Source organism: Streptomyces sp. 840.1 (genome assembly GCF_003751445.1).
Lineage (GTDB): Bacteria > Actinomycetota > Actinomycetes > Streptomycetales > Streptomycetaceae > Streptomyces.
Map to the genome: position 1 here is coordinate 3906741 of NZ_RJUU01000001.1, position 13011 is coordinate 3919751.

General features: G+C 73.0%; 11 protein-coding genes. 9 read left to right on the plus strand and 2 right to left on the minus strand.

Features of this window, described 5'->3' with window-relative positions:
* Window positions 1–12: 12 nt before the first annotated feature.
* On the minus strand, window positions 13–735 hold the full coding sequence (locus EDD93_RS17715; RefSeq protein ID WP_123526056.1) for an MBL fold metallo-hydrolase: 723 nt from the start codon (window positions 733–735) through the stop codon (window positions 13–15).
* Window positions 736–921: 186 nt separating this feature from the next.
* On the opposite strand from EDD93_RS17715, the gene hrcA reads away from it, so the two are divergent.
* From hrcA to EDD93_RS17760, 9 genes are all read left to right on the plus strand, one after another.
* Window positions 922–1938, plus strand: coding sequence for a heat-inducible transcriptional repressor HrcA (hrcA, locus tag EDD93_RS17720; protein ID WP_123526057.1), 1017 nt, complete (start codon window positions 922–924; stop codon window positions 1936–1938).
* Entirely contained in the window at window positions 1939–3075 is a 1137-nt protein-coding gene (gene dnaJ / locus EDD93_RS17725) for a molecular chaperone DnaJ (protein WP_123526058.1), read from the plus strand.
* Between the two features lie 126 nt (window positions 3076–3201).
* Entirely contained in the window at window positions 3202–4275 is a 1074-nt protein-coding gene (locus EDD93_RS17730; RefSeq protein WP_123526059.1) for a nitronate monooxygenase, read from the plus strand.
* Window positions 4272–5018 carry a 16S rRNA (uracil(1498)-N(3))-methyltransferase gene (locus EDD93_RS17735; protein ID WP_123526060.1) on the plus strand — a complete coding sequence of 249 codons (747 nt, stop codon included), beginning with the start codon at window positions 4272–4274 and terminating at the stop codon, window positions 5016–5018. Before EDD93_RS17730 ends, EDD93_RS17735 begins: the two co-directional genes overlap by 4 nt.
* A gap of 133 nt (window positions 5019–5151) precedes the next feature.
* Entirely contained in the window at window positions 5152–5652 is a 501-nt protein-coding gene (locus EDD93_RS17740; RefSeq protein ID WP_311318314.1) for a hypothetical protein, read from the plus strand.
* A gap of 77 nt (window positions 5653–5729) precedes the next feature.
* Window positions 5730–8957, plus strand: coding sequence for a S41 family peptidase (locus EDD93_RS17745; RefSeq protein ID WP_185092356.1), 3228 nt, complete (start codon window positions 5730–5732; stop codon window positions 8955–8957).
* A gap of 221 nt (window positions 8958–9178) precedes the next feature.
* Window positions 9179–9538, plus strand: a complete 360-nt coding sequence (locus EDD93_RS17750) for a histidine triad nucleotide-binding protein (protein WP_123526061.1) — start codon at window positions 9179–9181, stop codon at window positions 9536–9538.
* 18 nt (window positions 9539–9556) lie between these two features.
* Entirely contained in the window at window positions 9557–10465 is a 909-nt protein-coding gene (locus EDD93_RS17755; RefSeq protein ID WP_123526062.1) for a ribonuclease Z, read from the plus strand.
* 61 nt (window positions 10466–10526) lie between these two features.
* The gene (locus EDD93_RS17760) at window positions 10527–11519 is read left to right on the plus strand and encodes an adenosine deaminase (protein ID WP_123526063.1); all 993 of its coding nucleotides are present in this window, start codon (window positions 10527–10529) and stop codon (window positions 11517–11519) included.
* Here the strand turns inward: EDD93_RS17760 and EDD93_RS17765 are convergent.
* Window positions 11483–12841, minus strand: a complete 1359-nt coding sequence (locus EDD93_RS17765) for an MFS transporter (RefSeq protein ID WP_123526064.1) — start codon at window positions 12839–12841, stop codon at window positions 11483–11485. The two genes, EDD93_RS17760 and EDD93_RS17765, sit on opposite strands and share 37 nt — an antisense overlap.
* Window positions 12842–13011: the final 170 nt, after the last annotated feature.

Here is a 13011-nt window from a genome sequence, read left to right on the forward strand (position 1 = left end):
GACGCCCCGGCCTCACGACACGCCGAGGCCCCGCGCCAACGCGTCGCGCTGAGCCCGTACGAACGCGGCGTCCACCACCGCTCCGTGCCCCGGCACGTACAGCGCGTCCTCGCCGCCCAGCGCCAGCAGCCGGTCCAGCGCGGCCGGCCAGCGGGAGACGCACGCGTCCGGGCCGGCCTGCGGCTCGCCGGACTCCTCGACCAGGTCGCCGCAGAGGACGACCGGGGGCGATCCGGGCACCAGCACCGCGAGATCGTGCCCGCTGTGCCCCGGGCCCACGTCGGCCAGCAGCACGCGGCGGCCGCCGCCGAGGTCCAGCGCCGACTCCCCGGACACCTCGTGGTGCGGGACCACCAGCACGTCCACGGCCTCCGCCGCCTCCCGCTCCGGGACCCCGTGCGCGACGGCGGAGCGGTGGAGGTCGTCGGCCCCGGTCCTCAGCAGCTCCGCCAGGCCGGCCGCCCCGTACACCTGGGCCCCGGCGAAGGCGGCCGTGCCCAGCACGTGGTCGAAGTGCGCATGGCTCAGTGCGATATGTGTCACCCTCCGGCCGGTCAGCCCCTGGATCTGCCGGCGCAGCTCGACGCCCTCCCGGAGTGTCGAGCCGGTGTCGCAGAGCAGCGCCCCGTCCGCTCCGGCCACCAGCGCGGCCGTCGCGTCCCAGCCGGGCAGCCGCCGCCGGCCCACTCCGTCACCCAACCGCTCCCAGCCGAACTCTTCCCAAGTGACGTCCATGCGGCGACGCTATCGGCAACGACCTGCGCGCTCTCGCGGTAGCGTGGCCGGTCGCCCTTGCTAGGGGCCCACCCCGTCGCCGTACACTGACCGGGGAGATTGCTGGCACTCGAATGGACAGAGTGCCAGGAGAAGTCCCGGGAACGGCCCGAGATCGACCGAGGTAGACAGCTGGAGGTGTGCGCGATGCTCAGCGAACGCAGACTCGAAGTGCTGCGCGCCATCGTCCAGGACTATGTCGGCACCGAGGAGCCCGTCGGCTCCAAGGCGCTCACGGAGCGGCACGCGCTGGGGGTCTCCCCGGCCACCGTCCGCAACGACATGGCGGTACTGGAGGACGAGGGCTTCATCGCCCAGCCCCACACCAGTGCGGGACGTATCCCGACGGACAAGGGCTACCGGCTCTTCGTCGACCGGCTTGCGGGCGTCAAGCCCCTGTCGTCGCCGGAGCGCCGTGCCATTCAGAATTTCCTCGACGGCGCGGTCGACCTCGACGATGTCGTGGGACGTACCGTACGGCTGCTCGCGCAGCTGACCCGGCAGGTCGCCGTCGTGCAGTACCCCTCGCTGACCCGCTCGACGGTGCGGCACGTGGAACTGCTGCTGCTGGCACCCGCCCGGCTGATGCTCGTGCTGATCACGGACACCGGCCGGGTCGAACAGCGGCTGGTCGACTGCCAGACACCGTTCGGCGAGACCTCTCTCGCCGATCTGCGGGCCCGGCTCAACAGCCGGGTGGTGGGACGCCGGTTCGCGGACGTCCCGCAGCTGGTGCAGGACCTGCCGGAATCCTTCGAGAGCGAGGACCGGGCGACCGTGTCCACCGTGCTCTCGACCCTGCTCGAAACCCTCGTCGAGGAGACGGAGGAGCGGCTGATGATCGGCGGCACCTCCAACCTCACCCGCTTCGGGCACGACTTCCCCGTGATGATCCGGCCGGTGCTGGAGGCATTGGAGGAGCAGGTCGTGCTGCTGAAGCTGCTCGGCGAGGCCAAGGACTCGGGCATGACCGTACGAATCGGGCACGAGAACGCCCACGAGGGACTCAACTCCACGTCCGTCGTCGCGGTCGGCTACGGTTCGGGCGACGAGGCAGTCGCCAAACTCGGCGTGGTCGGACCGACCCGCATGGACTACCCCGGAACGATGGGAGCGGTACGCGCAGTGGCACGTTACGTCGGACAGATCCTGGCGGAGTCGTAAGTGGCCACGGACTACTACGCCGTACTCGGCGTGCGCCGCGACGCTTCTCAGGACGAGATCAAGAAAGCCTTCCGGAGGCTCGCACGCGAGCTGCACCCGGACGTCAACCCCGATCCGAAGACCCAGGAGCGGTTCAAGGAGATCAACGCCGCTTACGAGGTCCTCTCGGACGCGCAGAAGAAGCAGGTCTACGACCTCGGCGGGGACCCGCTGTCCGCCTCGGGCGGAAGTGGTGCGGGCGGATTCGGACAGGGCGGCTTCGGCAACTTCTCCGACATCATGGACGCGTTCTTCGGCACGGCGTCGCAGCGCGGACCCCGTTCGCGCACCCGGCGCGGCCAGGACGCCATGATCCGGCTGGAGATCGACCTCTCCGAGGCGGCCTTCGGCACGACCAAGGACATCCAGGTCGACACGGCCGTCGTCTGCACGACCTGCAGCGGAGAGGGCGCCGCACCCGGCACCTCGGCCCAGACCTGTGACATGTGCCGCGGCCGGGGCGAGGTCTCCCAGGTCACCCGGTCCTTCCTCGGCCAGGTCATGACCTCACGGCCCTGCCCGCAGTGCCAGGGCTTCGGCACGGTCGTGCCGACCCCCTGCCCGGAGTGCGCCGGCGACGGCCGTATCCGCTCGCGGCGCACCCTCACCGTGAAGATCCCCGCAGGTGTCGACAACGGCACCCGCATCCAGCTCGCCGGAGAGGGCGAGGTCGGCCCCGGCGGCGGCCCGGCCGGCGATCTCTACGTCGAGATCCACGAGCTGCCGCACACGGTGTTCCAGCGCCGCGGCGACGATCTGCACTGCACGGTCACCATCCCCATGACGGCGGCGGCCATCGGCACCAAGGTGCCGCTGGAGACGCTCGACGGCCTGGAGGAGGTCGACATCAGGCCGGGCACCCAGTCCGGCCAGTCCGTGCCGCTGCACGGGCGCGGCATCACCCACCTGCGGGGCGGCGGGCGCGGCGACCTGATCGTGCACGTCGAGGTGATGACCCCGACGAAGATGGACCCCGAGCAGGAACGCCTCCTGCGGGAGCTGGCGAAACTGCGCGGCGAGGAGCGGCCCACCGGCCAGTTCCAGCCCGGTCAGCAGGGCCTGTTCTCCCGGCTGAAGGACGCCTTCAACGGGCGCTAGTCCCACGCTTCGACACCGTACGGGCCCGGGTTTCCGGGCCCGTACGGCATTTGCGGACATAACCGTTGCCCAGTGCGGCCCAGGGGTGCGCATCCCGGGACAGGAAGGACATGACACGATGCCGTCATGCCATCCGCGTTGACCGATCTCTGCCGGTATCCGATCGTGCAGGCCCCGATGGCGGGCGGAGTCTCCTGCCCGCAGCTCGTCGGCGCCGTGGCCGAGGCCGGCGGACTCGGCTTCCTGGCCGCCGGGTACAAGACCGCGGACGGCATGTACAACGACATCAAGCAGGTCCGCGGACTGACCGGCCGGCCCTTCGGCGTCAACCTCTTCATGCCCCAGCCCAACCTCGCCGACCCGAGCGCCGTCGAGGTCTACCGGCATCAGCTCGCGGGCGAGGCCACCTGGTACGAGACCCCGCTCGGCGAGACCGAGTCCGACGGCGGGGACGGCTACGAGGCCAAGCTCGCCATCCTGCTGGAGGACCCGGTCCCGGTCGTCTCCTTCACCTTCGGCTGCCCGGCCCGCGACACCTTCGACGCGTTCGCCGCCGTGGGCACGTACACCGTCGTGACGGTCACCACGCCCGAGGAGGCCCAGGCCGCGCAGTGGGCCGGCGCCGACGCGGTCTGCGCCCAGGGCGTCGAGGCGGGCGGTCACCAGTCCACCCACCGGGACGACCCGCAGGCCGACGGCATCGGGACCGGGCTGCTCAGCCTGGTGGCCCAGGTCCGCGAGACCGTGCAGATCCCGGTCATCGCCGCCGGCGGGCTGATGCGCGGCTCCCAGATCGCCGCAGTGCTCGCGGCCGGCGCCGACGCGGCGCAGCTCGGCACCGCCTTCCTGATCTGCCCGGAGTCCGGCGCCCACCTGCTGCACAAGCAGGCCCTGACCAACCCGCTGTTCGTCCGCACCACCCTGACCCGGGCCTTCTCCGGGCGCCCGGCCCGCGGCCTGGTCAACCGCTTCGTCCGCGAGCACGGGCCGTACGCCCCCGCCGCCTACCCGCAGATCCACCAGCTGACCGCCCCGCTGCGCAAGGCGGCGGCCAAGGCCGGGGACGCGCAGGGCATGGCGCTGTGGGCGGGCCAGGGGCACCGGATGGCACGCGAGCTGACGGCCGGCCGGCTCGTCGCCCTGCTCGCCGGGGAACTGGACGCCGCACGCGCGGCAGTGAGCACAAGGAGCACGCAGTGACGGCACCCGTCTTCGTCGTCGAGGAGATGCCCACGGGGCCCGGCTTCGTCCTGGAGGGCCCGGAGGGACGGCACGCCGTCTCGGTGCGACGCCTGCAGGCCGGAGAGGACGTCGTCCTGACCGACGGCCGGGGCCGCTGGGCGCAGGGCGTGGTGTCCGCCGCCGAGGGCAAGGACCGGCTGGTCCTCACCGGTCTTGAGCCCGTCCACGAGGAACCCCGCCCGGGGCTCCGCATCACCGTCGTCCAGGCGCTGCCCAAGGGTGACCGCGGAGAGCTCGCCGTCGAGACGATGACGGAGACCGGGGTCGACGCGATCGTGCCGTGGCAGGCCGGGCGCTGCATCACCCAGTGGAGGGGCGAGCGGGGCCTCAAGGCCCTGGCGAAATGGCGCGCCACGGCCCGCGAGGCCGGCAAGCAGTCGCGCCGGGTGCGGTTCCCGGAGGTGGCCGACGCGATGACGACCAAGCAGGTCGCCGCGTTTCTGGCCGAGGCGGACTTCGCGGCCGTGCTGCACGAGGACCGCGCGTACGGCAGCGAGCCGCTGGCCGGCGTCGCCCTGCCCGAAGCGGGCGAGATCGTGCTGGTCGTCGGACCGGAAGGCGGCGTCTCGCCCGAGGAGCTGGCCGCGTTCACCGCCGCCGGGGCGCGGACCTGCCGGCTCGGGCCGACCGTGCTGCGTACCTCGACGGCCGGCACGGCAGCAACGGCCCTGCTGCTGGGCCGCACCGGCCGCTGGTCATGAACCCCGCTGTTTTCCGCCACTCGGGCCGGTTGTGGCCGCGAGCGGTCTACCGCACCGTCAGGAGCGGTGGGAAGCTGCCCGTATGGGGACAACAAGGGCATGGAGCAGTCGAGGGGTCCGTCGCTTTCCGGCCGTGATCTGCCTTACCGGCACGGTCGTCGCGGGACTGGCCGCCTGCGATCCGGTCAACGGCCTGAACTCCGCGTCCATCGCCGTGACCACCGACCGGACCGCCACCCGCGCGCTGGAGCACGAAGGGGTGCACGTGCAGTGGCTGACCTGCACCGCACGGACCGGCCGGGGCGCGAGCTCCCGCACCGGTCCGGCCACCCCCGCCACCAGCCGGGTCGCGGACGTGGACTGCAACGGCCGCACCAAGGAGGGCGAGGACATCAGCCTGGACGGCAAGGTCGACCGGGAGGTCGAAGGCCGGTGCGTCAGCGGTGACATGACCGCGAAGGCGGGCGGCGAGACCGTCTTCCGCGCCACGATGCTCGGCAACTGCGACGCCGCGCCCTCGTCGTCGGCACCGCGCCGGCCCCCGGCGGGCGGCGGCGCGGACGGCGGCGGGCCGGGCGCCCGGCCGACCGTGACGGTCACGGTCACCGTGACCGAGTCGCCCCGGGGCAAGTAAGTGTGCGGGGCACCGACTGTGTCGGACTCCGGCCAACTCCGTTTCCCCGGGCCCGGCCTCGGCCTAGGGTGATCGCTGTGACACAGCCTTCCTACCTCCGGTATCCCCATGTCCAGGGCGACCTGATCGCCTTCACCGCCGAGGACGACGTCTGGCTCGCGCCGCTCGACGGCGGCCGAGCCTGGCGGGTCAGCGCGGACAACCGCCCCGTCGCCCAGCCGCGGATCTCTCCCGACGGCACCCTCGTCGCCTGGACGTCCACCCGGGACGGGGCACCCGAGGTGCACCTGGCCCCGGTCGACGGCGGCCCCTCCAAGCGGCTGACCTACTGGGGCGACGCGCAGACAGCCGTGCACGGCTGGACACCCGAGGGCGAGGTGCTGGTCCTCAGCACCCAGGGCCAGGTCTCGCTGCGCCGCACCTGGGCCCGCGCCCTGCCGGCCGACGGAGGCCCCGCGCGCACCCTGCCGTACGGACCGGTCGGCTCCCTCGCCTACGGGCCCGGTGGCCGGATCCTGCTGCTCTCGGCCACCATGGGGCGCGAGGCCGCCAAGTGGAAGCGCTACCGGGGCGGCACGGCCGGCAAGCTCTGGATCGCCGCCGAAGAGGCAGCGGCCGACGGTGAGCCGCAGGAGTTCGTCCGGGTCAACGAGGAGCTCGACGGCAACATCGAGTGCCCGATGTGGGTCGGCGAGCGCATCGCCTTCCTCTCCGACCACGAAGGCGTCGGAGCCCTCTACTCCTCCCTCCCCGACGGCACCGGACTGCGCCGGCACACCGGCGTCGAGGGCTTCTACGCCCGGCACGCCGCCACCGACGGCACCCGGGTCGTGCATGCCGCGGCCGGTGAGCTCTGGCTCCTGGACGGTCTGGACGGGGACGAGCCCCGCCGGCTCGACATCCGGCTCGGCGGCCAGCGCGCCGACCTCCAGCCGCACCCCGTGCACGCCGGCAGCCACCTGAGCGCCGCGTCCCCGGACCGCACCGGACGCGGCAGCGCGGTCGGGTCCCGCGGTGCCGTGCACTGGGTCACCCACCGCGAGGGCCCGGCCCGCGCACTCGCCGTCGAACCCGGCGTACGGGCCAGGCTGCCCCGCACCTTCCAGGCCGACGGCGACCAGCACGTCGTCTGGGTCACCGACGCCGAGGGCGACGACGCGCTGGAGTGCGCACCCGCCACCGGCACCGCGCCCGACGCCGTACCGCGCCGCCTCGCCGCCGGGAGGCTCGGCCGGGTCCTGGACCTGGCCCCCGCCCCCGACGGCAGCCGGTTCGCCGTCGCCGCCCACGACGGACGCGTACTGATCGTCGAACGGGAGAGCGGCGAGGTCCACGAGGTGGACCGCAGCGAGCACGGCGACGCCTCCGGGCTCGTCTTCTCACCCGACTCCTCCTGGCTCGCCTGGTCGCACCCCGGCCCAGAGCCGCTCAGCCAGCTCAAGCTCGCCCACCTGGCCGACCTGACGGTCACCGAGGCGACCCCCCTGCGGTTCCGGGACTTCGCACCCGCATTCACCGCCGACGGGAAGCACCTGGCCTTTCTCTCCGAGCGGGCCTTCGACCCGGTCTACGACTCACACGTCTTCGACCTCGCCTTCATCGGCGGCTGCCGGCCGCACCTGCTGACCCTCGCCGCGACCACCCCCTCCCCGTTCGGGCCGCAGCTCCACGGCCGCCCGACCGAGCGCGAGAAGGGCGGCGAGGGCGACGACAACCCCACCGCGCTCCCGGTCACCCGCATCGACCTGGACGGCCTCGCGGACCGGATCGTCGCCCTGCCCGTCGAGGCGGCCAGCTACTCCTCGCTCCGGGCCGCGAAGGACGGCCTGCTCTGGCTGCGCCACCCGGTCGTCGGGGTCCTCGGCACGAGCGCGGCCACGCCCGACGCCCGACGCCCCGAGACCGTGCTGGAGCGGTACGACCTGGAGAAGCTGCGCTGCGAGGAACTCGCCTCCGACGTCACCCGGTTCGCGGTCAGCGGCGACGGCAAGCGGCTGGTGCTGCACAGCCGGGGCGCCCTGCGCGTCGTACCCTCCGACACCCGGGTGGCGGGCTCCGACGACGACCACGACGGCGACGGCGTCACCGTCGACCTCTCCCGGATCCGCCACACCCTGGACCCGGCCGCCGAATGGCGGCAGATGTACGACGAGGCCGGCCGCATCATGCGGGACAACTTCTGGCGCCCCGACATGGGCGGCACCGACTGGAACGGTGTCCTGGACCGCTACCGGCCGGTCCTGGAACGCGTCGCCACCCACGACGACCTCATCGACCTGCTGTGGGAGGTACAGGGCGAACTCGGCACCTCCCACGCCTACGTACAGCCGGCCGGCGGCTGGCACGACGACTCCGCCCGCCAGGGACTGCTCGGCGCCGACCTCTCACGCGCCGACGACGGCAGCTGGCGCATCGACCGGATCCTGCCCTCGGAGACCTCCGACCCCGCCGCCCGCGCGCCGCTCGCCGCACCGGGCGTCGCCGTCCGCGCCGGGGACGCGATCCTGGCCGTCGACGGACACCCCGTCGACCGGGTCACCGGCCCCGGACCGCTGCTCACCGGCTCGGCCGGCCACCCGGTCGAGCTGACCGTCGCACCCGCCGACGGCGGCGACCCGCGCCATGTCGTCGTCGTACCGATCGCGGACGAGGAACCGCTGCGCTACCACGCCTGGGTCGCCGACCGGCGCGCCTACGTCCACGAGCACTCCGGCGGTCGCCTCGGCTACGTCCACATCCCCGACATGGCCGGACCCGGCTGGGCCCAGATCCACCGCGACCTGCGCACCGAGGTCGCCCGCGAGGGGCTGGTGGTGGACGTCCGGGAGAACCGGGGCGGCCACACCTCACAGCTGATCGTGGAGAAGCTGGGCCGCCGCATCGTCGGCTGGGACCTGCCCCGGGGCAGGCAGCCCCAGAGCTACCCGGGCGACGCGCCGCGCGGACCGGTCGTCGCGGTCGCGGACGAGTTCTCCGGTTCGGACGGCGACATCGTGAACGCGGCGATCAAGCTGATGGGCATCGGCCCGGTGGTCGGCGCCCGCACCTGGGGCGGCGTGGTGGGCATCGACAGCCGGTACCGGCTGGTGGACGGCACCCTGGTCACCCAGCCGAAGTACGCCTTCTGGATGGACGGGTACGGCTGGGGCGTCGAGAACCACGGCGTCGACCCGGACGTCGAGGTCGTCATGACGCCGCAGGACCGTGCCGCGGGGCGCGATCCGCAGCTGGACGAGGCGATCCGGCTCGCACTGGAGTCGCTGGCCCGGACCCCGGCGAAGACGGCGCCCTCGCTGCCGGGGTGACGTGAGGGGGCGGGTGCCGGGGCGCCTGCGGCCGGGCTGTTCCCGTCCCGCCCCTTCCCGTGTCCGGGGCTCCGCCCCGGACCCCGCGCCTCGAACGCCGGCGGGCCGGACGCTGCCGCCTTCGAGGCGCGGGGGCCCGGAGGCGCGGAGCCCCCGGAAACGGTGCGGTCCGTCCGGCTAGGCTGCTCCCTGACGGATCACCGAGACCGAAGGAGCACCAAATGGCGGGAGAACCCCAGCCCGACTGCCTGTTCTGCAAGATCGTCTCGGGTGACATCCCGGCTACCATCATTCGGGAGACCGACACCACCATCGCCTTCCGCGACATCAACCCCCAGGCGCCCACGCACGTGCTCGTCATCCCGCGCCTCCACCACCCGGACGCCGCCTCCCTCGCCTCCGCCGAACCGCAGGTCCTCGCGGACGTCCTGCGCGAGGCCGGACAGGTCGCCGCCGACGAGAAGATCGCGGACACCGGCTACCGGGTCGTGTTCAACACCGGCGCGGGCGCCGGGCAGACCGTCTTCCACGCGCACGCCCACGTCCTGGGCGGCCGCGGCCTCCAGTGGCCCCCCGGCTAGAACGGACCGCCGCACACCGTGTCCGCACGTGAACTCGTCGTCCTGGGCACCGCCAGCCAGGTCCCGACCCGGCACCGCAACCACAACGGCTACCTGCTGCGCTGGGACGGCGAGGGCCTCCTCTTCGACCCCGGCGAGGGCACCCAGCGCCAGATGCTGCGGGCCGGCGTCGCCGCGCACGACATCAACCGGATCTGCGTCACGCACTTCCACGGCGACCACTCGCTGGGCCTGGCCGGGGTGATCCAGCGGATCAACCTCGACCAGGTCCCGCACCCCGTCGCCGCGCACTACCCGGCGAGCGGACAGCACTTCTTCGACCGGCTGCGGTACGCCACCGCCTACCGCGAGTCCGTCGAGCTGCACCAGGCCCCGGTCGCCGCCGACGGGCCGCTGGCCACCACGGACGCGTACACGCTCAGCGCCCACAAGCTGTCCCACCCCGTCGAGTCCTACGGCTACCGACTCGTGGAGCCGGACAGGCGGCGCATGCTGCCCGCCCGGCTCGCGGAGCACTCCATCGCCGGACCCGACATCGGCCGGCTCCAGCGCGAGGGCGCCCTCGGGAGGGTCACCCTCGACGACGTCTCCGAGCACAGGCGCGGACAGCGGTTCGCGTTCATCATGGACACCAGGCTCTGCGACGGCGTGTACGCCCTGGCCGAGGGGTGCGACATGCTGGTCATCGAGTCGACCTTCCTCGACGAGGACGAACGGCTCGCCACCGACCACGGCCACCTGACCGCCGGCCAGGCGGCCCGGGTGGCGCGCGAAGCGGGCGCACGGCACCTCGTGCTCACCCACTTCTCGCAGCGCTACCCGGACCCGGAGGCCTTCGAGGCGCAGGCCCGCGCCGCCGGATTCGAGGGCGAACTGACCATCGCCCAGGACCTGATCACGGTCCCGGTCCCCACGCGTCACCAGTAGGACCACCAGCAACAGCAGCACCAGTAAAAGCAACAGCACCACACGCGTTAGTGAGACACCCGTGCACCTCCCCAAAGCAGAACTCCACCTCCACATCGAAGGAACCCTCGAACCCGAGCTGGCCTTCGAGCTCGCCGCCCGCAACGGCGTGCGGCTGCCCTACGCGGACACCGAGGAGCTGCGCACCGCCTACCTCTTCGACGATCTGCAGAGCTTCCTCGACCTGTACTACGCGCTGATGGCGGTGTTGCGGACCGAGGACGACTTCACCGAGCTCGCCGACGCCTACCTCGCCCGCGCCTCGGCCCAGGGCGTGCGGCACGCGGAGATCTTCTTCGACCCGCAGGCGCACACCGCGCGCGGCGTCCCGATCGGGACGGTCGTCGAAGGGCTCGGCCGGGCGCTGGAGCGCAGCGAGGAGAAGCACGGCGTCTCCACCCAGCTGATCATGTGCTTCCTGCGCGACCGGCCCGCCGAATCGGCGCTGGAGACCCTCCAGGCCGCCAAGCCGCATCTGCACCGCATCAGCGCGATCGGCCTGGACTCCGCCGAGGTCGGCCACCCGCCGGCCAAGTTCCGCGAGGTGTACGCCGAGGCCGAGGCGCTCGGACTGCGCAAGGTCGCGCACGCCGGCGAGGAGGGCCCGCCCGCCTACATCCGGGAGGCCCTGGACGTGCTCGGGGTGGAGCGCATCGACCACGGGCTGCGCTGCATGGAGGACCCGGAGCTGGTGGAGCGGCTGGTCGCGGACCGGGTGCCGCTCACCCTGTGCCCGCTGTCCAACGTACGGCTGCGGGCCATCGACACCCTGGAGGAGCACCCGTTGCGGGCCATGATGGACGCCGGGCTGCTCTGCACGGTGAACTCCGACGACCCCGCCTACTTCGGCGGGTACGTCGGGGACACCTTCCACGCCGTGCACGAGGCGCTCGGCCTGGAGCGCGAACAGCTGCGCACCCTGGCCCGCAACTCCTTCGAGGCGGCCTTCCTCGACCACGACGAGGAGCGCCGGGCGCGCTACCTGTCCGAGGTCGAGGCGTACGCGTTCGACTGACCGTCCCCGCCCGCCGGGCCTGCCGTCCGGAACGCGCTCCGGACCAGGCGCCTGCGGCGCAGCTCGGGCAGGCTGAGTTCCGTGACGGCCTGCTCGGGCGCGCCGAGCCTCGGCACGGCGCCGGGCACCGCACCGGTGGTGACGGCGAGCAGGGCCGCCGGAGCACCGCCCCTGCGTCGCACCGATCCAGGCACCAGCGGACGGCCACCGGTGTGCAGCGCGACGGCCGTCACCGGGACCGCGACCAGCAGGGTCACCGCGCCCAGGACCAGCCCCATCACCCGGTAGCCGGACGTCTCGGACAGCACGCTGCCGAGCAGCGGCCCGCAGGCCACGCCCACCGACGAGGCGGAGCCCGCGAGGACCGCCCAGCGGCCGCGGACGTCCAGTGACGCGGCCAGACCGATCAGGTAGGAGAGGACCACCGGGTAGAAGGTGTTCCACACGATCTCGCCGGTCGCGAACGAGCGGAGGCCGTCCGCGGAGGAGCTGAGCACGATCATCGCCGCGATGATCACGGTGCCCAGCCCGATCGGGACCGCGCGTCCGAGCCGTGCGCCCAGCAGTCCGGCGCCCATCACCCCGAGCAGTCCGGCGCCGAGGGCGACGGCGAAGACCGCTCCTATGGAGACCTCGGAGAGCCCCACCTGAACTATCCCGATGCGGCTGCTGACACCCCAGAGCGCGTTCTGCGCCATCGACCAGACGAGCATGCCGCCCGCCAGCACCAGACCGGAGCGGCGGTGCGGCAGCCGCCCGGCGGCGGGAACGGCGGGACCTGCGGGCACCGCGCCGCCCAGCCGGGACGTGGCGGGCCAGACGAGGAGCGCGGCCAGGGCGATCGAGGCGAACGGCAGCCGGTGCCCGCCGCCCAGGTGAGGGATCGTCAAGTAGAGGACGCCGGCGGTCGCGGAGACGCTGAGCAGCCCCAGGGACGAGGTCCGGTGCGGATCGCGCTGTGCGGCGATGCCCGCCGCGGCGACCGCGGTCGCCGCGCCGGAGCCGAAGCCGCCGACGGCCACGCCCATGACCACCAGCGGTACGGAACCGGCCAGCGCCGCGCAGCCGTAGCCGAGCGCGGCCAGCGTCAGTCCGATCCGCGCGGGTCTGCGCGGCCCGTACGTCTCGACCCGGCCCGCCAGGCAGAACCCGGCACAGGCCGAACTCAGCAGCAGGGCGCTGCCGACCAGCCCGGCCTGGGCGGCGCTGAGGCCCAGATAGACGGAGAGCCTCCCCACGATGGTGGGGAGCAGATATGAGGCGAGGTAACCGGCGGTGAACACGGCAACCAGCGGCCACGCGGCGCGAGGGCGCGAGGACATGGGCGTTCCTGAAGACATGCCAGAAGAGGCGGGAGAAGACAGAGGGGGGTAAGGCGAAAACGCAGAAAACGAAGGAAATGCGAAGAAGTCGACACACTCGTCGGAAAACGCCTCCAACGGTGCTCGCGGGCCAATTTGTATCAAGCGCTCCCGGCCGACGGAAAGTCGCC

Bases quoted from the DNA above. Each gene is read 5' to 3' on its own strand.
- EDD93_RS17730 (WP_123526059.1), top strand. From the start codon at position 3,202: ATGCCATCCGCGTTGACCGATCTCTGCCGGTATCCGATCGTGCAGGCC.
- EDD93_RS17715 (WP_123526056.1), bottom strand. From the start codon at position 735: ATGGACGTCACTTGGGAAGAGTTCGGCTGGGAGCGGTTGGGTGACGGA.
- EDD93_RS17750 (WP_123526061.1), top strand. From the start codon at position 9,179: ATGGCGGGAGAACCCCAGCCCGACTGCCTGTTCTGCAAGATCGTCTCG.
- EDD93_RS17765 (WP_123526064.1), bottom strand. From the start codon at position 12,841: ATGTCCTCGCGCCCTCGCGCCGCGTGGCCGCTGGTTGCCGTGTTCACC.
- hrcA (WP_123526057.1), top strand. From the start codon at position 922: ATGCTCAGCGAACGCAGACTCGAAGTGCTGCGCGCCATCGTCCAGGAC.